Source organism: Staphylococcus sp. GDY8P54P (assembly GCF_017892645.1).
In the GTDB taxonomy this organism is placed as follows: Bacteria; Bacillota; Bacilli; order Staphylococcales; family Staphylococcaceae; genus Staphylococcus; species Staphylococcus ureilyticus.
This window is the reverse complement of sequence record NZ_JAESLN010000037.1, coordinates 35,053-59,701: the sequence shown is the minus strand read 5'-3', so window position 1 is coordinate 59,701 and position 24,649 is coordinate 35,053. Positions and strand designations below refer to the sequence as shown.

General features: G+C 33.2%; 21 protein-coding genes and 1 riboswitch. Of the genes, 5 read left to right on the top strand and 16 right to left on the bottom strand.

Translation table 11 applies throughout. The features are described from left to right. Nucleotides 1-221: 221 nt before the first annotated feature. A complete protein-coding gene (locus KA883_RS11895) occupies nt 222-1,820 on the bottom strand; it encodes an alpha-glucoside-specific PTS transporter subunit IIBC (RefSeq protein WP_046208497.1) in 1,599 nt (532 codons plus the stop codon). A gap of 209 nt (nt 1,821-2,029) precedes the next feature. On the opposite strand from KA883_RS11895, the gene KA883_RS11890 reads away from it, so the two are divergent. Continuing rightward, nucleotides 2,030-2,800, top strand: a complete 771-nt coding sequence (locus tag KA883_RS11890; RefSeq protein WP_046208498.1) for a MurR/RpiR family transcriptional regulator — start codon at nt 2,030-2,032, stop codon at nt 2,798-2,800. Between the two features lie 152 nt (nt 2,801-2,952). Here KA883_RS11890 and KA883_RS11885 read toward each other — a convergent pair whose 3' ends face one another. The 9 genes from KA883_RS11885 to KA883_RS11845 form a co-directional block, all read right to left on the bottom strand. After that, the gene (locus tag KA883_RS11885; protein WP_046208499.1) at nt 2,953-3,459 is read right to left on the bottom strand and encodes an SRPBCC family protein; all 507 of its coding nucleotides are present in this window, start codon (nt 3,457-3,459) and stop codon (nt 2,953-2,955) included. Nucleotides 3,460-3,706: 247 nt separating this feature from the next. Beyond that, nucleotides 3,707-4,993, bottom strand: a complete 1,287-nt coding sequence (locus KA883_RS11880; protein WP_046208500.1) for a Na+/H+ antiporter NhaC family protein — start codon at nt 4,991-4,993, stop codon at nt 3,707-3,709. A 113-nt stretch (nt 4,994-5,106) separates the two neighbouring features. Next, a riboswitch (SAM riboswitch) is annotated at nt 5,107-5,207 on the bottom strand. An 86-nt stretch (nt 5,208-5,293) separates the two neighbouring features. Continuing rightward, complete coding sequence (locus KA883_RS11875; protein ID WP_046208501.1) at nt 5,294-5,905, bottom strand: flavin reductase family protein; 612 nt, start codon at nt 5,903-5,905, stop codon at nt 5,294-5,296. 103 nt (nt 5,906-6,008) lie between these two features. Continuing rightward, complete coding sequence (locus KA883_RS11870) at nt 6,009-6,890, bottom strand: SDR family oxidoreductase (RefSeq protein WP_046208502.1); 882 nt, start codon at nt 6,888-6,890, stop codon at nt 6,009-6,011. 78 nt (nt 6,891-6,968) lie between these two features. Continuing rightward, the gene (locus KA883_RS11865) at nt 6,969-8,093 is read right to left on the bottom strand and encodes an amidohydrolase (RefSeq protein ID WP_046208503.1); all 1,125 of its coding nucleotides are present in this window, start codon (nt 8,091-8,093) and stop codon (nt 6,969-6,971) included. Between the two features lie 6 nt (nt 8,094-8,099). Continuing rightward, nucleotides 8,100-9,266 carry a SulP family inorganic anion transporter gene (locus KA883_RS11860; RefSeq protein ID WP_046208504.1) on the bottom strand — a complete coding sequence of 389 codons (1,167 nt, stop codon included), beginning with the start codon at nt 9,264-9,266 and terminating at the stop codon, nt 8,100-8,102. Between the two features lie 214 nt (nt 9,267-9,480). Continuing rightward, on the bottom strand, nt 9,481-10,713 hold the full coding sequence (gene hutI / locus KA883_RS11855; RefSeq protein WP_046208505.1) for an imidazolonepropionase: 1,233 nt from the start codon (nt 10,711-10,713) through the stop codon (nt 9,481-9,483). Further along, nucleotides 10,710-12,374 (bottom strand): urocanate hydratase, encoded by a 1,665-nt coding sequence (gene hutU / locus KA883_RS11850; protein WP_046208506.1) that lies wholly within the window; start codon nt 12,372-12,374, stop codon nt 10,710-10,712. Before hutU ends, hutI begins: the two co-directional genes overlap by 4 nt. A 48-nt stretch (nt 12,375-12,422) precedes the next feature. Then, nucleotides 12,423-13,697, bottom strand: a complete 1,275-nt coding sequence (locus tag KA883_RS11845) for a YjiH family protein (RefSeq protein WP_210139997.1) — start codon at nt 13,695-13,697, stop codon at nt 12,423-12,425. 143 nt (nt 13,698-13,840) lie between these two features. Here KA883_RS11845 and KA883_RS11840 point away from each other — a divergent pair, with 143 nt between their 5' ends. Continuing rightward, nucleotides 13,841-14,716, top strand: a complete 876-nt coding sequence (locus KA883_RS11840) for a LysR family transcriptional regulator (protein ID WP_046208508.1) — start codon at nt 13,841-13,843, stop codon at nt 14,714-14,716. Here the strand turns inward: KA883_RS11840 and hutG are convergent. After that, nucleotides 14,706-15,635 carry a formimidoylglutamase gene (gene hutG / locus KA883_RS11835; RefSeq protein WP_210139996.1) on the bottom strand — a complete coding sequence of 310 codons (930 nt, stop codon included), beginning with the start codon at nt 15,633-15,635 and terminating at the stop codon, nt 14,706-14,708. The genes KA883_RS11840 and hutG overlap by 11 nt on opposite strands. A gap of 255 nt (nt 15,636-15,890) precedes the next feature. Here hutG and sdpC point away from each other — a divergent pair, with 255 nt between their 5' ends. After that, nucleotides 15,891-17,210 (top strand): peptidoglycan release complex CPBP-like subunit SdpC, encoded by a 1,320-nt coding sequence (gene sdpC / locus KA883_RS11830; protein WP_210139995.1) that lies wholly within the window; start codon nt 15,891-15,893, stop codon nt 17,208-17,210. A 106-nt stretch (nt 17,211-17,316) separates the two neighbouring features. Here the strand turns inward: sdpC and KA883_RS11825 are convergent, their stop codons facing one another. After that, entirely contained in the window at nt 17,317-18,006 is a 690-nt protein-coding gene (locus KA883_RS11825; protein ID WP_046208511.1) for a ribose 5-phosphate isomerase A, read from the bottom strand. Between the two features lie 158 nt (nt 18,007-18,164). Here KA883_RS11825 and KA883_RS11820 point away from each other — a divergent pair, with 158 nt between their 5' ends. Further along, nucleotides 18,165-18,821, top strand: a complete 657-nt coding sequence (locus KA883_RS11820; RefSeq protein ID WP_046208512.1) for an MOSC domain-containing protein — start codon at nt 18,165-18,167, stop codon at nt 18,819-18,821. Between the two features lie 263 nt (nt 18,822-19,084). On the opposite strand, the gene KA883_RS11815 is transcribed toward KA883_RS11820, so the two are convergent. The 4 genes from KA883_RS11815 to KA883_RS11800 all read right to left on the bottom strand — a co-directional run bounded on the left by KA883_RS11815 (nt 19,085) and on the right by KA883_RS11800 (nt 23,720). Continuing rightward, on the bottom strand, nt 19,085-20,113 hold the full coding sequence (locus KA883_RS11815) for an aldose epimerase family protein (RefSeq protein WP_046208513.1): 1,029 nt from the start codon (nt 20,111-20,113) through the stop codon (nt 19,085-19,087). Nucleotides 20,114-20,704: 591 nt separating this feature from the next. Continuing rightward, nucleotides 20,705-21,943, bottom strand: coding sequence for an ABC transporter permease (locus KA883_RS11810; RefSeq protein ID WP_046208514.1), 1,239 nt, complete (start codon nt 21,941-21,943; stop codon nt 20,705-20,707). Continuing rightward, nucleotides 21,936-22,835, bottom strand: a complete 900-nt coding sequence (locus KA883_RS11805) for an ABC transporter ATP-binding protein (protein WP_046208515.1) — start codon at nt 22,833-22,835, stop codon at nt 21,936-21,938. Before KA883_RS11805 ends, KA883_RS11810 begins: the two co-directional genes overlap by 8 nt. 306 nt (nt 22,836-23,141) lie before the next feature. Continuing rightward, the gene (locus tag KA883_RS11800; RefSeq protein WP_046208517.1) at nt 23,142-23,720 is read right to left on the bottom strand and encodes a DUF805 domain-containing protein; all 579 of its coding nucleotides are present in this window, start codon (nt 23,718-23,720) and stop codon (nt 23,142-23,144) included. A gap of 208 nt (nt 23,721-23,928) precedes the next feature. On the opposite strand from KA883_RS11800, the gene KA883_RS11795 reads away from it, so the two are divergent. Next, nucleotides 23,929-24,537, top strand: a complete 609-nt coding sequence (locus KA883_RS11795; protein WP_046208518.1) for a DNA-3-methyladenine glycosylase — start codon at nt 23,929-23,931, stop codon at nt 24,535-24,537. Nucleotides 24,538-24,649: the final 112 nt, after the last annotated feature.

Here is a 24,649-nt window from a genome sequence, read left to right as displayed (position 1 = left end):
TCTATTCTTATTGTAATTGTATAGAAATGACGTTTTTTTATGTGGACACTTATAAACAAAATAGAATGTAAGACCCATCTTCGCGCCGTGTATACCATGTCTACTAACAAGCATGCAAAAATTAATTGATGCGTTATTGATAAAAAATTGGACTAATCCATTAATGATTATCATATGGATTAGTCCTTTTTTGTGCATAAGTTTTATATGCAATCTGGTTATTATTTAGTTTTTTCTTCAAATACTAAATTTTCAAATGCTTCTCTGACTTGAGGTACAGACATACCTACTACGACTTGCACATTTTTCCCACTTTTCACTAAGCCATGTGCCATTTGTTTATGCGTAAAGTAATCACTATCCTCAACTTTATTGACATCATTCACTGTCAATCTTAAACGTGTCGTACAATTTGTAACGTCTTTAATATTTTCTTTGCCACCTAGACCTTCTAAATAATAGATTGCTTTAGCTTCAAACTCGTTTGCTGACTCAGTTTTTTTAGCAACTTGTGCTTTACCGTCTTTATTTTTATAGTCATCTTTATTATATAATTTCATATCCTTATCGTCTTTTTTACGTCCAGGAAGTGGAATATCAAATTTTATAATTAAAAACTTGAACAAGAAGAAATAAATCGCTGTAAAACCGAAACCTATTGCAATTTGAATAATATAAGTTAACCAGTGATTTTGGGCTAAAGGTATCCAATTCGTAGCAAAGAAATCTAATAATCCTCCACCAAAGTTACCTACTAATCCGAAACCATACATTAACGTATCCATCGTTGCTGCTAAAATTGCATGTAAAACGAATAAATAAGGTGCAATAAATAAAAATGTAAACTCTAATGGTTCAGTGATGCCTACAACAATCGCTGTCAATGTTGCTGGAATTAGTAATGCTGCAATTTTCTTTCTATTTTCTTTTGGCGTCGTTGCATACATTGCTAAAGCAATACCAATTGAACCAAAGACTTTTCCGTTACCTTGTAACATAAAGCCATATGGGAATAATTCTTTTAATGGTTCTTTACTTTTAGCAAATTCATTTACATGTTCGAACCATTCTGCTTTCAATCCATGATTCACAACAACAGGACCTACTTCTATTGGTGCATATATAAAGTGATGTAATCCAGTTGGTATCAATACTCTTTCTAAAAAATGATACAACCACACACCTATATAACCCGAGCCAATAATAAATCCTTGCAGTGAAGAAATACCATTTTGTACCGTTGGCCATATGATGCAAGTAATTAAAGCAATTGGCAACATGACAAAAAATGAAATCGTTACTACAAATGTCAAACCTTGAAATACACCAAGCATTTCAGGTAATTTTTTACTATAATATCTATTATGTATCCATGTGACAATGCTTGAAATAATAATACCGCCTAGGATATTCGTGTCTAATGTTTCTATACCAGCAATCGCTTTTAATCCCGTTACATTTTCTACACCCTTTTCTAAATTTGCTCCGAATGTATGCGGCCATTGCGTTAATATGGCATTGATAAAGGTATTAAACATTAAGTATCCCATTAATGCTGACAGTGCTGCATGTCCAGGTGCTTTTTTAGCTAAAGATAATGGCAAGCCAACAACAAATACCACTTCCATGTGATTAAATATTGTCCAACCACCAGACTCTATCACTGACCATATTTTGAACCAATTTGTACCTTCTTCAGCAATACTCCCCATTATTGAAGGATTTTTAAATAATGTTGCTAAACCGAGTACAATACCAAAAAATGCAAACATCAATACAGGTACAATCATTGCACTTCCAAATCGCTTTATAGCATTCATATAAAGTTCCCCTTTTCTAAATTTCCAAAATAATTCACTTATGATAATTGAATATCTCTCTATTCAAATGATTATGGATCAATTTACCATCGATTTTATAGTAAACGCTTACATCAGAACAATAGTTTGACGCCATTACGAACAATTTTGTACAATAAGATTATATTTTCAAAACTTGAAAATATTTTCAAAATTCTGAGGTGATAACGTTGCTTTTAGATGAACGCATAAATAACAATTTTAATAAATTAAATGAAAACGACCTACAAATCGCTCATTTTATAAACACACATATATCAGATTGTAAAACAATGAAAATCCAAGATTTAGCGGCTTATACACATGCATCAAATGCAAGTATTCATCGTTTTACTCGTAAGCTCGGCTTTGATGGCTACAGTGATTTTAAATCATACTTAAAATTTGAATCTGAACAAGTCCATCAATTACCTTCTGACTCTATGAACGCTTTTAAACAAGAAATTGAAAATACCTTCACTTATTTGGAACGTATCGATTACGACCTAGTTACTGACAAAATATATCAAGCCGAAACGGTATATTTATATGGCACAGGTTTAGCTCAAATGAATGTTGCGCAAGAAGCTCAAAGAATTTTATTGACCATACATAAAAATATTATTGTATTACATGATGTACATGAATTTAAAATGGTGTTAAATAAAGCTTCTGATAATGATTTGTTTTTTATTATTTCTTTATCCGGCGAGACCGATCACTTATCCGATATAACGAATTTACTGCAACTGCGTCAAAAGTATTTCATTTCTATTACTACGCTTCAAGACAACACCTTGGCTCAAAAGGCAAATTATAATATCTACGTATCAAGTAACACTTTTTATTTAACAAACGGCATTGATTATTCCAGCTTTATCAGCTACCATATTTTTTTTGAAACGGTACTACGTAAATTTAATGAGCGTATACAATACGGTCAATTCACACAAAATAATTAACATATCAAATAAAAGAAAGCTGGACAAATTAATTGTCTCAGCCTCTTAGTCAACATCTCAATTTATTACACAAGTGGGACTGATACATGAGCTTCTGCCCAAATATGCCTGAGTCCCACTTTTAATTTATTGAGTTAGGTTGTAATGATTTTTTATTGTTCCTCTTCATATTCTTCTAGTGTTGTTTGCAGCTTATCAAACAACATTTCAAAACCATGCGCAGTAGAATCATGATATTCCTTTTTCTTTTGCTTATACTCTAATGATGTCAATCTGCGTTCCCTAGGTACATAAGCTGTATAATTAAAAATCATTTGGGTTATGCCTGGTTCTCTTTCAAACATCTCTACTTCAATTGTATCTTCAGAGTCACTTAATTCAGGCATCCCTATCGTCATTACAATATATTCATTTGGGTTCAAAGTAACGTAAGAACCCTTCACTATATTTTCTTTCCCTTTACGAACATCAATAATTTCATAGCTTCCGTTTTGTACAGCGTCTATCTCTATTGATTTATTCGTTCGTTCAGTTGTCATAAACCATTGTTTAAGAAATCGTTGCTCAGTCCAAGCTTGATATACTAATTCAGGTTCAACTTTAAACAGTCTTTCCAACTGAATTTCTACGTTTTCATTTTCCACATTATATCTAGCCATGATTGTTCACCTACTTTCACTCTTATAACTATTCTAACTCATTATACTAGACTTCTAAACAATAATACTATGAAATTCAACTTTCCTTTATATCCCCTTTAAAAGTGATAACCTATTTATTCTATCGTTATTAATCAGTAAACGTCAAAATTTTCCCTTTTTTAATACTATCTTACTTCTTAAAAAAGAGGACAAACAGTCTATATCAAATAATATAAACTGTTGCCCTTTCTTTTAATCAACTTTTTTATTTTAATCTTGGTAATCTAAAGAAAATTGCAATTAGGCCACAAACACCTAGAATGATCGGATAAATTGAATACGGCATTAATGAAACTGGTGAGATAGACGCAACGCCTGCTGCTGCTATAACTTGCGGACTATAAGGTAATAAACCTTGGAAACAGCTCGCAAATATATCTAAAACACTTGCAGATTTCCTAGGATCAATATCGTATTCATCTGCAATATCTTTAGCTAAGGGGCCTGCCATTAATATAGAAATTGTATTATTGGCAGTCGAAATATCCGCAGCACTCACAAGTCCAGCTATACCTAATTCTGCACCGCGTTTTGATTTAACCCTATTACGTACAAAATTTAATAGCCAAGTGATACCACCATTATGTTGTATCAATGCTACAAGTCCGCCAATTAAAAGTGCAATAATCGCAATATCCTCCATACCAACAATTCCTTTTGAGATTGAACTAAGCAAGCCTGACCAGTTGAATGATCCATCAACCAGTCCAATAATCGCAGATAATACGGTACCACCAATCAACACTATAATTACATTTATACCTGCCAGCGCTAAAATCAGTACCAATAAGTATGGAATAACTTTAATAAAGTTATAGTCATATGATTTCGTAGTATCTATCTGAGCACCATGCGTTAAAAACCAAAGTACTATAACAGTAAATAGCGCACCTGGTAATACAATCTTTATGTTCACCTTAAACTTATCGCTCATTTTAGTCTTTTGAGTACGAACAGCGGCAATTGTAGTATCCGAAATCATTGATAAATTATCACCAAACATTGCGCCACCAACGACAGTAGCCATTGTTATCGCTGCAGATACATCAGTCGCCTGACTCAAACCAAAACCAACCGGCGCTATAGCTGCAACTGTACCGACTGAAGTACCCATTGAAAGTGATACAAACATACAAATGATAAATAAACCGACGATAATTAAGTTTTCTGGAATAAAGGATAGTCCTAAATTTACCGTCGACTTGACTCCCCCCATATCTTCTGTAGTTTGAGAAAATGCACCCGCAAGTAGAAATATTAACATCATCAAAATAATATTTGAATGTCCAGCGCCTTTAGTAAATACATCTACTTTTTTAGAAAATGTTTCTTTTTTATTTATCAACAAACCCACAATGGATGCGATAATAATTGCAACATTGAGTGGCATTATTGAAAAGTCACCAGTAATAACGCCCACACCTAAAAATATACCTACAAAAATGATTAATGGCACAAGCGCCCATGCGTTACCTTTTTTATTTTCCGTCATACAAAACCAACTTTCTTTATCATTACTTTTTTAGTCAATCATTCATTTTGCTTACCATAAAAAATAAAAAACTCTTTTCTCATAGAAGAAAAGAGTAAATCGATACATCTTTAATCTTATCTTCTAGCACACTTTATGCTACTGGAATTGGCACACGCATTACCATGTTGCCGAAGTTTCAATGGGCCAGTCCCTCCACTTCTCTAGATAAGCTATTTTATTTATTTTATAACAGTACACTATTCATGCCACTTCGTCAATTATATAATCATAATATGAAATGATATTTTACTTCAAAGGTTATTCCGTTGGCCGAACAATCGTAAATGTATCACCGATCGTGGCATAATCATTTCCAGCTAAACGGCACACGGCTTCTAGTGCCTGTGCATTAATCTTACTGTCTTCAAAATACACGTTTTCATTAATATGAAACATCACGACTTCTCCAATGATTAGATCTGACCCCTCATCAGTATCTCCTAATGATATAATCCGCTCTAATTTACATTCCATACGTATTTTCGCCTGTTCAATACCAGGTACACTTATCAGTTCTGAGTTGACAAGGGTTAACGTTGTTCGTTCTAATTCATTTTCAGTACGATCCAATGGTGCAGCTGTACGGTTAATTTGCTCTACGTTTGTTTCATCAGTGATATGTACTACAAAATGTTCAGTCTCTTCAATATTAAGTGAAGTGTCTTTACGTTTACCTTCTGAGCGTCCTGTAGAAATCATAATCATCGGTGGTGCACTGTTCACCACATTAAAAAAACTGAACGGTGCCGCATTTAACTTGCCATTTTTATCTTGAGACGTCACAAAGGCTATTGGCCTAGGTATGATACTACCACTCAATAATTTATAGTTTTGTCTTTTAGACAATTCACTTGCTTTAAAATGTTTCACAAAAATTCACTTTCCTTTCATAAATAAAAAGTGGCTATGTCAAAATGTAAGTGCATAACTGTTCATTTAAGCACGAATCACTTTGAAATAGCCATCTATCAAATTAATCTAATTGTGTACCACCTGTAACCCCGTATACTTGGCCAGTAGTGTAACTTGATTCATCAGCTGCTAAATGAACATAAACGCCTGCTAATTCTACAGGTTGACCTGCTCTGCCAAGCACTTCTTTTTGTCCAAATGTTGGAATTTTGGATTGTGGTTGTCCACCTGATATTTGAAGTGGTGACCAAAATGGTCCTGGTGCAACACAGTTAACACGGATGCCTTTAGCTCCTAGTTCTTCAGACAAACTTTTAGTTAGCGATATGATTGCAGCTTTTGATGCTGCATAATCATGTAAAATTGGACTTGGGTTATAACCTTGTACAGATGACGTTGTCGTAATTGTAGCACCTGGTTCAAGATAATCAATCGCTTTTTGTACAATCCAAAATATTGGATACACATTCGTTTCAAAGGTTTCAGTAAATGACGCTGTATCGAAGCCCTTTAGTGTATCTCTATATTGTTGATGTCCAGCTACGAGTGTAACATTGTCTAATCCACCTAACGCGTGATATGCACGTTCTACTAACTCATAATTGAATTGTTCATTGCGTAAATCACCCGGTATTAGCACAGCTTGTTGTCCTGCCGATATAATAACTTCTTCTACTTCTTCAGCATCTTCTTGTTCTGATGGCAAGTAATTGATTGCAACATCAGCACCTTCTTTAGCATACGCAATAGCTGCTGCTCTACCAATAGCTGAATCTCCACCTGTTACTAACATCTTTAAACCTTTCAATCTACCATAACCGGTATAAGAAGTTTCTCCACAATCTGGTTTAGGCTTCAGATCTTTTTGTAAACCTGGAACGAGTTGCTCTTGTTTTGGAAAATCTGCATTTGAATATTTCTTTCTAGGATCTTGAGACGCCATGCTTAATCCTCCTCAAAAAATAATGGTTGTAATTATTTTTTACCCAAATTAAATCGCCCATAACACAAGATTATATTTTTAAGTTTCGTTCAATAATTTCTTTACAAATGTTACAAAGTAATCTGGTACTTTTTCTAAAATGCGTTCATCGGGATCATATTTGGGGTGATGTAAATCATAGTCACTATTAGATCCAATAAAAACAAATACACTTGGATACTTGTTGGCAAACCCAGAAAAATCTTCACCAATAGTTAATGGCTGTTCCATTATATTCACATTGTAACCTACTTGTTTAGCAACGTTAATTGCATCGTCTGTTAATTTTTCGTCATTGATTACTGCGCCTGGTAATCGTATATATTGTGTTTCAATTTCAACATCAAATACTTCTGCCAATCCACTCCCAATTTCTCTCAATCTCTTCTCAATGAATGTGCGAATACCTTCATCAAAACTTCTCACTGTACCTTGTACATAAGCTTGATCTGCAATAACATTCCATGTATTACCACAAGATACTTCTCCAATCGTTACGACTGCATTATCAAAAGCAGATAAATTTCTGCTGACGATGGATTGAACACTATTGATTAATTGACCTAATACGATGACTGGATCATTACCTTGTTCAGGCTTTGCTGCATGTGCACCTTTACCCTTAATTTTAAATTCAAAGCGATCTACAGAGGATGTCACGGCACCAGATTTCACTGCCAATGTACCTATATCCATAGTAGGATAATTATGATAACCAAGCACAGCTTTTGTACCATCAATAGCACCTGTCTCAGCTAATTTAACAGCACCATAGCCCAGCTCTTCGGCAGGTTGAAAAATAAAACGTACTCTACCTTTTAATTGATCTTCAATTTCTTTTAATTTTGTAGCTGTTGCTAAAATACTTGCCATATGGATATCATGACCACAAGCATGCATAATACCTTCATTAGTTGATGTAAATTCATGTACAACTTCTTCATTAATTGGCAAAGCATCTATATCCGATCGAACAGCAATAAACGTATCTCCTTGACCTACTTCAGCAATCAAACCAGTTTCCAACGGTATATCTAAAATTTTAATTTCATAACTTTCTAAAATACGTCTTAATCGTTTCGTTGTTTCATATTCATCATCAGACAATTCTGGAAACTGATGAAATGTACGTCTCCATTTTACAAAGTCTTCATATTGTGGCATGACATGTCACGTCCTTTCTAAATTTATAAAACGTTTTAAAATATAATATAGTATTGTTACAATCACAACGCCGAGCGCTAAATTATTAGAGATTAAAATAAGCACCATCGTAAGTATTACCATGAATCCATTTACTAAAGGTGACTTACGTATAAAGGGTATTGTTCGTCTATCAAATGTATTCAATGAAATTGTAATAAGCACGGTAGCTAAAACAGCCATTGGAATATGTCCTATAATTTCACCAAAAACAAATAAACTTACCAGTAAAAAACTACCGGTAACAAGCGTCGAAACTCTAGAGTTCGCACCCATTGTTACATTAAAACGCGATTGACCAACAAGCGCACTTCCACCATAACCGCCAAATAATCCTACTACTAAATTAGCTATGCCTTGACCTATTGATTCACGATTTTTATCACTAGTCGTAGCTGTTACTTCATCCATCATTCTTGCTGTTAAAGTCGTTTGAACGATTGCAACAATAGCCATCATCAAACCATAAAACAATGTAATTAGGAGATAGTTTACATTTAATATTTCAATAGGAATAGTTGGATAAGGTAGTTTAATATGTATTGAAGACAAATCGTGCACATATTTTATATCAGGTTTTAATACCCACGAAAATATTGTCAGTATAATGATGGATATCAATGGTGCAGGTATAATTTTGATATGTTGAGCGCCCAACCAAATAATAAAAAATGACATGATTGCAACGATATAAGTTGCCATAGAAATACCTAAAATATTCTTTAGCTGAGATGTAAATAATAATATACCTAGTGCATTCATAAATCCAATTACAACACCGACAGGTATCAATTCTAACCATTTATTAATTTGAAAATACCCAAATAAAATTTGGATGATACCCATAAATAACGTTGCTGAAATGACAGCTTGCATCCCATGACTTGCAGCTAAAGGTGCTACGACTAAAGATACACCACTACTTGGTGCTGATACCATCAAGGTTCTATTTCCAGTCAAGCTAAGTACAAGCATCATTAAACCAGTACTTAACATACCGATTGTTGGATTCACGCCTGCTATAAATGAAAAAGCAATTGCACCAGGTAACAATGCAAGTGCAAGTAATACACCTGAAAGTGTATTCTGTACTATGTTACCTTTCCATTGTTCAATATACCCAGCATTACTCACACCGTACTCACCCCCAAGCCCCTTTAATTACTATACTATCATAATTGTCAAAATATTTTATTAACTTAATTTTTTGCACTTCTAAATTTCTATTTTTAGAAAACTTGAATAAAAAAATAAGAATAGAGCGAGGACAAATCAACATTTTTGATTCCATTCCTCACCCTATTCATCTCTAATAATCTTATTTTTAATTTTAATTACAGTTTTTCTATTAAAGTTTTACACGATTATCAAAGAGCACTTTACCATCTTTAATAACTCTTTCTGCATGATTAATACCATAATGATATGGAATATATTCATGATTAGGTGCATCCCAAATTACAATATTTGCTTTATCTCCTTCATTGATGGTACCTGCATCAACGTCAATTGCTTTAGCTGCATTGACTGTCACTGCATTCCAAATTTCATTTGGAGATAATTTTAATTTTAACGCTGCAATAGACATCACCAATTGTAAATTATTAGTCACACAACTACCTGGATTGAAGTCAGTAGCTATCGCAATAGCGCCATCGTTATCTAGCATACCTCTTGCATCTGCATAACCTTCCTTATCAAGATAAAAAGTTGTTCCTGGTAATAATACTGCAACAGTATCACTATCTTTCAACTTTTGTTTACCTTCTTCACTAGATGCAACTAAATGATCCGCAGAGATAGCATTTTCATCAATTGCAAGTTCTAAACCACCTAATGGATCGATTTCATCTGCATGAATTTTAACATCAAAGCCTTGTTTTTTAGCTGCTTCCATGTAAGATTTAGATTCTTCCACAGTAAACACGCCTGTTTCACAGAAAATATCGGCAAAATCAGCATATGGTTTAACTTCCGGCAATAAATCTATCATTTCTTGTAAGAAAGCTTGGTTAGACTCCGCATCTTTAGGCACAGCATGTGGCCCAAGGAAGGTATGTTTCATGTCTAAATTATATTTTTTTGCTAATCGATTTGAAACACGCAATTGTTTAAGTTCATTTTCTTTATCCAATCCATAACCACTCTTACTTTCAACCGCTAAGACACCGTGTTGTAACATGGTTAATAGATTTTTTTCCGCTTTTTCAAAAAGTTCGTCTTCCGTCGCTTGACGTGTGGCTTCTACAGTAGAAAGTATACCGCCACCTTGTTCAAGTATTTCTAAATAAGACACACCTTGACGCTTGAGTGACATCTCATGTTCACGTGAGCCACCATGTACAAGATGCGTATGTGCTTCTACCAAGGCAGGTGAAACGACTTTTCCTGAAGCATCTATTATTTCTTTTGCATCATATGCATCAGAATGTTCACCCGCATAAACAATCTTGCCATTTTTCACAACTACTGTACCATTTTCAACAATATTTAAATCATCTAATTCTTTGCCTTTTAAAGGACGTTTGGTAGCTTTCGGTAAAATTAATTGTTTAATATTTTGAATGATTAAGTCGTTCATTTTTTATCTCCTTTTCTTGTAATCATTGGAATGTGAATGCCTTTTTCATTTGCTACATTAATTGCTGATTCATAACCTGCATCAGCATGTCTTACTACTCCCATACCCGGATCCGTAGTTAATACACGTCCTAAACGTTTATCTGCTCTTTCTGAACCATCAGCAACTACTACCATGCCTGCATGTAATGAATAACCCATACCAACACCACCGCCATGATGGAATGAAATCCAAGATCCACCTGCAGCAGTATTGATTAATGCATTTAAAATAGCCCAATCTCCTACGGCATCTGAACCATCTTTCATACCTTCAGTCTCACGATTAGGACTGGCTACTGAACCTGAATCTAAATGGTCGCGACCAATTACAATCGGTGCAGAAATTTCACCTTCACGCACAAGTCTATTTAACGCTAGACCCATTTTCGCACGTTCTCCATAACCTAACCACGCAATTCTTGAAGGCAATCCTTGAAACGCAATTTTCTCCTGTGCTAAATCTAACCAACGAATAAGTTTTTCATTTTCAGGGAACAACTTTCTCATTTCTTCATCAGCACGTTCAATATCCTTAGGATCCCCACTTAATGCTGCAAATCTAAATGGTCCCTTTCCTTCGCAAAATAGCGGTCTAATATATGCCGGTACAAACCCAGGGAAATCAAAAGCATTTTTTAAGCCATCATTATATGCGACCTGTCTTATGTTATTTCCATAATCAAAAGCGACCGCACCCTGTTTTTGAAATTCTAACATTAGTGATACATGCTTATGCATTGAGGATTGCGATTCTTTCACGTATTGTTTTGGATCTTTATTACGAAGTGCACTTGCCTCTTCTAATGAATACCCTTGTGGCACATAACCATTTAAAGGATCGTGGGCACTCGTTTGATCCGTAATAATATCAATTTTAAATCCTTTATCTAAAATTGCTTGATGTACATCGACCGCATTACCGACCAAGCCAATAGATAATGGCTTGCCTTGTTTGCGTGCATCTTCCGCTAACGTTAATGCTTCGTCTAAATCTCGTGTTTTCACATCACAGTAACGTGTATCAATACGCTTATCAATGCGTGTTTCATCTACATCAACTCCGATGACAACTCCACCATTCATCGTAACTGCCAATGGTTGTGCACCACCCATGCCACCAAGACCAGCAGTTAATGTAATCGTACCATTTAATTTGCCATTAAAATGTTGATTAGCTAGTTCACCGAATGTCTCATATGTACCTTGAACGATACCTTGTGAACCTATGTAAATCCAACTACCCGCAGTCATTTGTCCATACATCATTAAACCTTTTTGATCTAATTCATTAAAATGATCCCAGTTTGCCCATTCAGGTACTAATACAGAATTTGAAAGTAATACACGTGGTGCCTCTTCATGTGTTTTAAATACAGCAACTGGTTTGCCTGATTGAACTAACATCGTTTCATCAGCTTCTAATGAACGCAGTGTGGATTCAATTGCTTCGAATGCTTCCCAGTTTCGAGCTGCTTTACCTATGCCACCATAGACAACCAAATCTTCGGGTCTTTCTGCAACTTCAGGATCTAAATTATTATATAGCATTCGTAATACTGCTTCTTGTTCCCAACCTTTACATTCAATCTCTAAACCTTTTTTTGCTTTAATATTTCTCATGAACAATCTCTCCTTCATCGATTTTAAATTCAACCTTTGTTTTGATATTTAAAATATCCATAATGCAAATGGAATTGTAATCAGTAGTGTGAGTACTACTCTTTCAAACCAAATAATCACAAGTTTTCCTATCGATATTTTAATTTCAGTAGATAATATAACCGGAACAACGCTTGAGAAAAATATAATCGCTGAAACACTCATGACCGCTACTGTAAATCTTGTTGCTAAATCTGCTGATTGTGCAATCGCAGCTGGTAATAACATTTCAACAATTGAAATCGTTGAAGCCTGTGCTAATACCCCTACATTTTCTACTGGAAAAATGCTGATAAATGGATAAAAGATGTAAGATATATATTCGATTACTGGTGTGAATTCTGCGATTACTAATCCTAGAAAACCAATTGACATGATAGAAGGTAAAATTGCTATAGTCATTACGACACCATCTCTCAAATTTTCAAATACATTGTCAATTAATGACTTAGACTGTTTCACAGCTAATTTTGCTTCTAACCAAGACTCTTTTAACAATGGCATGTTTCTGCGAATCTCTTCTTGATATGGTTGGTCTTTATATGTCGTATGCTTTTCAAATCTGATAGGTGGGAGTTGTACGGTAATAGCAGTAACAATAAATGTCACTGCGAGTGTAAACCAAAAATATAAATTCCAATGCTGAATAATACCTAGTGTGTTAGCTACAATAATCATAAACGTAGCGGAAACCGTAGAGAACCCTGTCGCTACAACTACTGCTTCTTTATGTGTGCAACTACCACTCTTGTAGACTTTGTTTGTTATTAGTAAGCCTATTGAATAACTACCAACAAATGATGCTACTGCATCGACCGCTGACTTTCCTGGTGTCTTAAATATCGGTCGCATTATCGGACGACAAATCACACCGATAAACTCTAACAATCCAAAACCTACTAAAAATGATAAAAAAATCGCTCCTATGGGAATTAAAACACTTAATGGTATGGCTAACTTTTCATATAAAAATGGTCCAATACTTTCTTTTAAAACAAAAGCAGGCCCTATATTGAAAACAACCATGAAAGCGATGAATACCCCTACTACTTTGAATAAGCTAAAAATAATATTTGTTTTCGATTCATTCCACCTTTGATTGAGAAATGGATGAATTGCACCAATAATAATTAAAATCAATACATAATATGGTAAAACTGGTTTCACTATTAGCGTAATCCATTGCACAATATGATCAATCATAATGGTTGATTGACCTTGTATAGTCACAGGAACGAAGAAAAATATAATACCAATCAAGCTATAAATGAAAAATCTCCACATGTACTTCACGCCCCTAACATGAAAGTACGACTCCCTCTATATCTAAAAGTATAATATGTTATTATATAGACTACCAATATCAATAAACTAATTATTAATAGTTTCAAACTATAAATACGCAAATATATAGGAGTGACATTCAGATGAAAATTGTTCAATTAGAATATTTTATTGCTGTCGTTAAATATAATAGTTTTACAAAGGCAGCAGATTTTTTGCATATAAGCCAACCCTCTTTAACTAATACAATAAAAAAAATAGAAGCTGATTTAGGTTATGATTTATTTTTAAGAACGACCAAGGATATCAAAATTACTGAAAAAGGTATTCATTTTTATAATTACGCAATTCAGCTCGTACAAAGTTATCATCAAACGCTAGAAAAAATGTATGATTTAAAAATGGGACATGCACCTAAAATCAAATTTTCTATTCTTGAATCATCAAATCAATGGATATCACAAGTAGTTGCTATGCATCAAAAAGAATATGCAGATCAAACGTATCACGCTTCAGAAGTACATGATCAGAGCACGATATTAGAGCGTCTATTAAATTTTGAAAATCATTTAGGCTTAACCAATGAACAAATTATTCACGAGGATATACACTCTGTTCCTCTATATAAGGAATCTTATGTCCTCATAACACCTAAAAATACCTTTTCTAATAGCAAAAAGGTATCCATTAAATCTTTACCGCTCATTTTACCTACAAAAGGTTCCCAAGTACGTAAGCATTTGGATGACTATTTTAACCGCTTAAATATTCACCCAAATATTATTATAGAGGCAGATCGCTTTGAAGCTTCAACGAATTTCGTTCATCGAGGATTAGGCTATGCCGTCATACCACGTGTCTATTACCAATCTTTTAATGCACGAGATTTAGATGCAATTGAAATTAAACCTACACTCAGTCGTACCATTTACATCAATTACCTAAAAAAAAGAAAGCACCCTGAACGAGTACTTTCTTTTATAGATTTATGCCTTTATTATTGGAATATTAAAGAATAAAATGATGTAAAAAATTAGCTGATAGCTTTGCAGTACGATTATCGACATCATATTTAGGGTTTGTTTCTGCAATGCTAATCGTAGAGACTTTGTCATTTGGGATAATGCGTTTGGCAAGTTCAAGGACAATATGTGGGAACAAACCTAATACTGCGTTAGCACTTACACCTGGTGCGTATGCGCTATCTATAACATCCATACATATTGTGAACATAATAACGTCATGATTGTGTATAAATCGTTCTACTTTATCTTTTACAGGAGGAGATATTTGATGTAATAATTCCTCAGCATAAACAAAGCCGATTTCTTTTTCTTCCGCATAATCAAATAGGCCTTGTGTATTACCGCCTTGTTGTATACCTAATACCAAATAATCTGCTTGATTATCTTGATCTAAAATTTGACTAAAGCTCGTTCCAGAGGTAGACTGTGACTCCGCTCTGGTATCAAAATGTGCATCGATATTAATGATACCTAAAGAAGCATCAGGATAAACTTCTCTTATACCTAAATACTGGGCATATGCGATATCGTGTCCACCACCCAATAAAAACGTCTGTTTATGCCTTTGTATTGATGTCGCAACATATTTTGCGAATTCTTTTTGGGTGTCTTCTAAGTCATCATGATCATGTTCTACATTACCATAGTCATATATCTTGCAGTCACTCAACACAGGTAGATTGGCAAATGCTTTCTTAATTGCGTCGGGACCTTCTTTAGCACCTAATCTCCCTTTGTTCAATTCAACACCTCTGTCAACTGCGTAACCTAATAATCCCACACCTTGGCGTGTCTCATGATAGTCATCTTTGATATTTCTAAAATTCACAGTTTGAAAATGTCTAAATTGAGACTTATCTGATTCGCTATCGACTCTACCTGTCCAGAAATCACGCTGTGCTAATTTATACATAATTCTCCTCCTTTTATAACAATGTCTCATTTAAAAGTATACGCTTACATTGAATTCAATTCAATTTATGCTTTTATTTACCCAAAATTTATCTACTTAATTTTATCAAATGACAATAAATTATTTCATTTAGATGTTAGTTTTGGCATTACTATTACATTTCAATGATAAATACCTAAATTTAATTTATTTCTGATTAATAAATATGTATAATTAGTGATAAATGATTTTCTGAACCCTATTGGAGGTTACATAATGAATAAACAACGTATATCAGGTTTTCAATGGGCAATAATGATTTTTATTTTCTATATTATTGCTTATGCAGCTCCTATTATACTGAAAGACTTACAAAGTACTATTTCACTTAAGACTTTTGTCTTTGACTTAAGTGCTATAGCGCCATTTATTGCTGCGCTTGTTTGTATTATCGTTTTTAGTAAACGTAAGACGCAGTTATCTGGTTTAAAACTAACAATAGATTTAAAAGTGATTGAACGTATTTTACTAGCATTTATTTTACCTTTAATCATTTTCCTGATTGCTATGATAAGTTTTAATATCTTTGCGGATAGTTTTGTATTATTACAAACAGAAGATTTATCTGTTTCAATTACTGCAATTATACTTGGACAACTAGTGATGGCATTCTTAATAGAATTTGGTTTCCGTTCTTATTTACAAAATATTATAGAAACGAAAATGAACACATTCTTTGCATCGATTATTGTTGGTTTATTATATTCCATTTGGAATATAAATGTGGCCTTTAGTCTTGAATATACTTTATATGGTTTATTATATACATTTGCATTTTCCATGATTATCGGTGAGTTAATTCGTGCTACAAAAGGTCGCACGATATTTATCGCAACGATATTCCATGCAGCAATGTCATTTGGTCTTGTTTTCTTATTCAATGAAGAACTTGGCAGTGTTTTTGCAATGAAAGTAATTGCATTATCCACATCAGCTGTAGCAGTCGTTTACATTTTATTAAGTATTATTATTCGAGCAATACTTTATTTCTTTACTAAACGTAGTTTAGATGAAGTTGATAGCAATAATTATTTAGATCATGTAAGTGAAGATTCAGAAACTGCTCAAGCAGATGATAGTAATGAAGATACACTCGAATCTGATAATTCAACAACAAATGTACATACACATAGTGGAGACAGTGAGCACAGTGAAACTGCTACATCTCAAACTGAAAGAGCAACAGACAATCATGTCAATTCACATGATGCTAACTCAAAACCATCGACTGAACATGTGAATGACACGGACACTGAGAAGAATCACCGACAAACACAGCACGATGACAGCCGAAACAATATTATTGATGAAAACACGCCACAAACTATAGAGAACAACGATGTCCAAGATGAACGTCAACATGTTGAGACACAGGTAAATGGCGCCGTTGAAAATTCTACTGAAAAAGCACAGGTGGAGACATCATCACCAAAACATGATGATTCTAGTACTTCTGAGCCAACCATACAACAACAAAATAAAAAACGACAACGATCACCTTTTAAACTTAAAAACAAACATGATCATCGTCGCTAATTAACAAAAAGCAGGTTACGCTAATCGTATATTCAGATACAATGAATAAACTTCATGTCTATCTTAATTTATACCGTTAGTTAACCTGCTTTTATTATATTTTGAGTTATGATTTATTTAAAATTTCAACGCCTTTTTGCTTACCTATAATGACTTGATCTGTAACATCAAGAAAATATCCAGTTTCTAAAACACCTACTAAATGAATTAAAAATTCATGCATAGCATAAGGATCGATAGATGAATTCAATGTAACATCAAGGATGTAATTGCCATTATCAGTTATAAATGGGACATCATCCACCATTCGGCGCATCACTTTTAAATTATCGTAAGCTACTATTTTTTTAGAAACTAATAACCAATTAAATTTATCTACTTCTACAGGTAAATTAAAAGTTTGACCTAAGTATGATACACACTTAGATTCATCTACTAAAACAATAAACTTTTCCGCCATGGCATCAATCACTTTTTCTCTAAATAATGCCCCGCCGCCACCTTTAATTAAATTCAAATTGTTGTCTACTTCGTCTGCACCATCAATGGCAACGTCAATTTTTTCTACATCATTGACATCCACTACTCGAATACCTAATTCTTTTGCGATATAAGCAGTTTTATTAGAGGTGCATACACCTGTAATATCAATCTGTTCATGGTCCAACTTCTCAGCTAGTTTTGGGACAAGCAACTCTATTGTTGAACCAGAACCAATGCCCACAACCATACCGTCACTGATTTGGCTTAACGCTTCATTAAATGTACTAATTTTTAACTGTTTCGTATCCATAATGCGTCCCCTTTACATAACTTACTCTCACCTTTATTGTACATGAGATTGAAAAAAATACATAGTTAAAAAATATGTATAAATTTTAAATTAATATATCTTCTTGCATAATTAAATAGCTAGTTTACAATAATAATACATCACCAACTAGGAGGATTGTCATGATTTATCATTTAAAAGCGATTGCTACAGGAAAAATAGAAGATTTACCTTATAGTACTAAAAGACCAATGCGTTCAGCACTTAACAAAACACTTTTCACCGGTAAGATGTGGCTTTCAAAAACCGGTTTTTCTGAAGATGAACAAGAATACAAAGGACATGGCGGGCCCAATAAGGCTGTATGTTTATATAGCGAAAAAAATTACGATCTATGGAAAGATGATGTCACAGATTTACCAGAATATGCAATGTTTGGCGAGAACTTAACGGTCAAAGACTTAGATGAAAAAGATTTGCATTTTGGAGATCAATTTCAATTAGGTGAAGCGATTATCGAAGTTTCAGAGATAAGAGAGCCTTGTTGGAAAATACAAGAAAAGTATAAAATTCCTAATCTTATTAAACGCATGTCCAGTTCATGTAAAACTGGTTGTTACTTTAGAGTAGTTAAGGAAGGCTTTGTTTACGATTCGTCTCATCTTCAGCTCATAAAATTCGGGGAACATGATTCTCTTTTATCTGTATTCGAACTTAATGATATTTATTACAATGACAATAAAAATGTCGTGCGCTTGGCATATGCTTTGAAAAATCCATATTTAACTGAAGAAAGACGACGTAAATTAGAAAAATATCTAAAACGCGCTCAAAAATAAACATTACAATATGGGTAAATATCCTAAACTAATGGCTCAAAAAAAAAGATTCTTATACAACAAGAATCTTTAAAAATGATATATTGATATAACTCAGGTTAAGTAACTGACCAAAAATGGTATTAATATAACTGCACTTACCTGAGTTTGTCTACTTAATCTATTTTCTGTAATACATTATTATAAATTGCTACTTACTTATCCATAAGTGGTGTTTGCTTACTTTATATTAATTCAAAACACTTGATACACACGCAATGATATCATTCTACTTCTTCGCAAGTTTTTTCAGCAATTTTATATGATGTCTTAGAATAAAATGGCTGATTCGCTTCTAAAATTGATGGCGCATCTTCTCCATACAAATTAATATCATTAGGTATGCATTGTGTTTCTAACGTAAATCCTGAATGTGCTTTATAAATATTGAAATCACTTTCCCATTCCGTAGTATCATTAAATGTAAATATCACGACATTGGGCATATCAGTTTCAACAGTCAGTTGAAAATGTTTATTTTCAACTGTCATACCTTGCTCTCCAATCTGAAACGGATGATCTAGACCACCATAACGTTTCATTTGTGATTGAATGTCATGATGCTCACTATTAAAAATATCTTTAAATTGAATGTGATTGCGTGCAAAAACATGTTCTAAATTTAGTGGCTTTTGTTTTGTCACAAAATGATCGTTATCTAATAAATGCATTTTTAATGTTGAACTTGAAATACTATGGTTATCGATAACATTATTATCTCTGTTCAAATTAAAGTAAACATGATTCATAGGATTAAAAATTGTTTTTTCGGTAGTAACGGCTTTATACTCAATTGTCCATTTGTGATCAACGTCATAAGTATGTATCACCTCTAAATCGATATTTCCTGGAAAATAATCATCTGATTGCTGAATTGTAGTGGAAAACACAATTTTCACTTGTCCTACTTGTTCAAATATCTCATAATCAAAATAACATTTATCAATACCGTTATAACCACCGTGAATATTATTTTTACCATCATTCGTATCTAATCGATACGTTGTACCATCCAAATGAAATTCTGCATTTGCAATCCGTCCACCATAACGGCCTACAGTAGCACCAAAATAAAAAGGATTTTGTTGATAGAATTCATCCGCTTCTACCACATTACCTAATACAATATTGTTATCATCATATTTCCATGACACGATACGAGCGCCATAGTTTGTGAAAACAATCTTAGTTGCTTCATTGTCTATCTTAATTAAATCAATACCATTACTTTGTCTTTCTACTTTTGCAAACATCATCAATTACTCCCTTTCAAACCAAACATATTATGATTCACTTAGACTTTCAGTTCTATCTTGAATAAAACTTCAAACAAATTGAATTTATCGAACCACAGTCATGAACACCATCTTTGTTTTATAAAACAAGACATAGGAGTCCTGGTAGTTCTAAAATTCATTGCTTTTAAAGTGAATGAGACAACATTTAAAAATGAGCTAAGGTCAATACGCACTCAATATCTCCCCAAATTATTGAGCAAAATACTTCATCCACTAAAATTTAAAATTCCAAAATAGCTTACTACTTCCCTTAGTAAATATCTTACTTATCTATAGTGTAACAACTTAACTAATTCATTATCTATACTAATTATTCATTCTATCAAATATTATTTAAAATTGTGATATTTTTTCTATTTTTTATAAATATGTTTTATTTGGCATATTCAACAAACTCGAGGACCCTGTTTTACAATTCATACTTTCATAAAAAAAGTAGGAGTGAAACCATCATGTTGTTTGAGTTTCATTCCCCTACTTATTATTATGATACTTTTAAAAGTTATTTGTTCATCTATAACTCATTTCTATAATCGTTAACATATGTTAATTTTTTCCGAAAACACGTTTCATAGATTTAAACAGACCTTTATCAAAACTTAAGATTGTATCTTTATAACTTCTTACTGCAATGTAAAGCAAGATAAATATGGTTACTATTGATAGACTCATACTTATTACAATTTCCCAAGTAGCTACATCAGGTGTTGATGCACGTAAAAACATGATAAAGGGAGATAATAAAGGAATAAAACTTGTAATCCTTATGATAGTCGTGTCAGGGTTTATAACACCAAACATTGCCGTATATAATGCAATGATACTAATCAAAGTCATTGGCATAAGTGATTGATTAATGTCTTCGATACGTGAAGTAATCGATCCCAAAATAGCTGCCAATATAATATAGGAAAGTATACCTAAAATCAGCGATAGTATACCAACGATGATTAATTGTACTGTTAGATCATTCGGCTGTACATCAAATCCTTTAAGCATATCTCCAATATCAAATAACAGTACACTTATAATACCTACTACAATGAAAATACTAATTTGTGTTAATGCCACAGCAATGACGCCACACAATTTAGCAAGTATGTGTGTTACTGGTGATATGCTTGTAATAATCATTTCAATGACACGTGACGTCTTCTCAGTTGCAATTTCCATCGCTACTTGATTGGCATAATTTATGATAATGAAAAACATGAGCATAATACCTGCATATACGATAATCGTATTAAATGTTTTTTGTGATTCACTTAAATGTGTGCCATTCGCACTATCTGAAAGCACTTGTGAGCTTACTTCACTTTGAGATTGCAATTGCTTTAGCTCATCTTCAGATAGGTTCAAACTAGATGCCACAAGTTTGGTTTGGATAGCTGATAAAGTAGTTTGTAATTTTTGTTCATCTGTTTTCGAAACGGTATCCTTACTTAATATTTCACCAGTCAATTTATGATTATCATGTAATTGAATGACATACGCTTTATCTAAACTTTCATTTTTCACTTGTTGATGTGCTTGTGATTCTGTCATTTTTTTAAATTTCGCATCACTATCAAGATGATCACTTTGTGCTTTAACCCCTTTATATATTGAGTCTTGATTGACTACGATACCAATCTTATCAGGCCCATTATCAAATAGATCAACGATTTTATTAATATTAGCTGCCGCCAACATTAATACAACGACAATTGCTGTGAAAATCATAAATGATTTTGTTTTAACTTTACTTTTATACGTAAGTGAAAAAGTAGCCCAAAATTTATCCATTTACCTCACCTACTTTATCTATAAAAATCTCATTTAATGTTGGTTCTATCACTTGAAATCTTTTTACAAAACCATACTGCACAACGATATGATATATTGCCTCTGCAATAGATTCGTCTTCTATTAATGCTCGTATTTCCCTCTTATTGCGTTCCACTTGGATAACCCCATTGATATCATCTATTTCTGGCATCGCTTGATTGGTTTCAATGATTACGCTTTTATTGCCGTGATTTGCTTTCACTTCACCAATCGGCCCTGAAACAACAAGTTCACCTTTATTCAAAATACAAACATCATCACAAAGCTCTTCTACATGCTCCATCCTATGAGAACTATAAATAATCGTCGTTCCTGCATCATTTAAATCTTTTACGGCTGATTTTAATAATTCAACATTAACTGGGTCTAAACCACTAAAAGGTTCATCCAAGATTAATAACTCTGGATTATGTAACATACTTGCTAATAGTTGTATTTTTTGTTGGTTCCCTTTAGATAATGATTCAATTTTCTTGTCCCTATTTTCTTCAATATCAAAACGATTTAACCAATAATCAATCGCTTTAGTTATTTCCTTGGATTTCATCCCTTTTAATGTAGCTAAGTATCTTAACTCATCGACCACTTTCATTTTTGGATGTAATCCTCGTTCTTCAGGCAAATATCCAATTTTATCATATATTGATTGGTCGATTGCTTTATCTTTATACAAAATTTGTCCTTCAGTAATCGGTGTCAACCCAAGTATCATTCTAAATGTTGTTGTCTTTCCTGCACCATTACGTCCTAAAAAACCTAGCATGTTTCCTTGTTCTAAATTTATCGAAATATCATTAACTGCTGTAAAATCCTTATATTTTTTTGTAACATTTGCTATTTTTAAGGACATGACAAGATTCCCTCCCTTAAAGTCTGTTAAGTATATATTGATAATAACATTTCACACCTTAAATATACATTTCAAATTGTCTTATATATAGAAGTTCTCATTTTGGTTCTTTCCAATGTTACAGCATGAGTCACAGCAAAGATAGGTACAAATGTAGATGATGCTTTTTCAACGCTACAATATTTTAGATAATGTATTAGGAATACATTATCTAAATTTATCTTATTTAAATGAATAAACTTTATAAAAACCCAAGTATCACGAAGCATATTAACAGCCTAACTCGTATACTTGGGTTTATTTTAATTATTGTTCTCTATACATGTCATCAATCTTAGTATATTGATTTGCATATTTATGGCTCGGACCATATTTATTTGTTTTGCGTTCACTATCCAAACAACTAACGACTAACGCATAAATACCAAAACCTATATAGAATGCGTACATCAATACAATGAAAATTATACTTGCAATATGATTCAAATCTGAATCTAATACAGCTATGATTAAAAATATGATGTAAGAAAATACTGTAATGCCTAAATAAATAAGCGGTAATAACATTGTTCTACCTGTATCATGAAACCTTCTAATAAATATTGCCCAATTAGGTATCAGCGTAGCCAAACCGTACACAACGAAATATATTAAACTGATGATAAGAAAAACTATGCTTATCATAATGACTGTTTCAGATTGAGAAGCAGCAGCGCTTATTAATGCAACCAAAGCAATAAAATATACAACGAACGCTGGTACTAGAAAAATTAAATGCCATAAAACCATATACCAATATTCACTTCTGCGTGCACGGCCCTTGAAGTTAAAATAATTTTTCCAAAATAGTTTTAATGCTTCTCCAAACCCAATTTTTCTTTCCAAATTGCTCCCCCCGTTTCAAGTTCATTTGATATAATGTTTATTTAACTTTAATATAGTCATTGATACTTTAACTACACTTTTTAATTTTTAGTAAACTTATAAGGTTATTCTACCAAAATTTACACATGGTTGTAACACAATTTTACAATTTAATAAAAAAGTTTGAAAAACATTTAATTTCTAAAACTATTATATGGAGGATTAGTAAATGGATTTTTTACAGCGAGATACAGTCACTATCGCCAAAGATTTATTAGGCGTACGTGTCATTTTCGAAGATGAATTACATACGTTTACAGGATACATTGTTGAAACTGAAGCATATGTTGGAAAAAAAGATCAAGCTGCTCACGGATTTAATGGCAAACGCACACCCAAAGTAGAATCTTTATATAAACTGGGTGGCACAATTTATGCGCATGTGATGCATACCCATCTACTTATCAACTTTGTAACGCAATTAGAAGGTGTACCTGAAGGTGTACTGATACGTGCTGTTGAACCAGAAGAGAATATTGAAGCAATGCGCTTAAATAGAAACAAAGACGGCTTTGAATTAACAAATGGCCCTGGAAAATGGACTAAAGCATTTAATATACCAAGACATCTGGATGGTTCACGATTAAATGAAGGCCATCTAAAAATAGATACTAAAAACCGTAAATACCCTAAACATATCGAGGAAACGCCGAGAATTGGTATCCCCAATAAAGGTGAATGGACACAAAAACCACTTCGTTTTATCGTTAAAGGCAATCCGTACGTTTCCAGAATATCAAAACGTTCTACGGTACCGCCACAGGATACATGGCGTTAAAAAAGGAAACAGAGATTTATATTTAATATATGCTCTGTTTCCTAAAATATTATTAAACTATTTGACTTATAATCGCTCATTTTAAATGTTCGTCTATGATATATGTTTTACT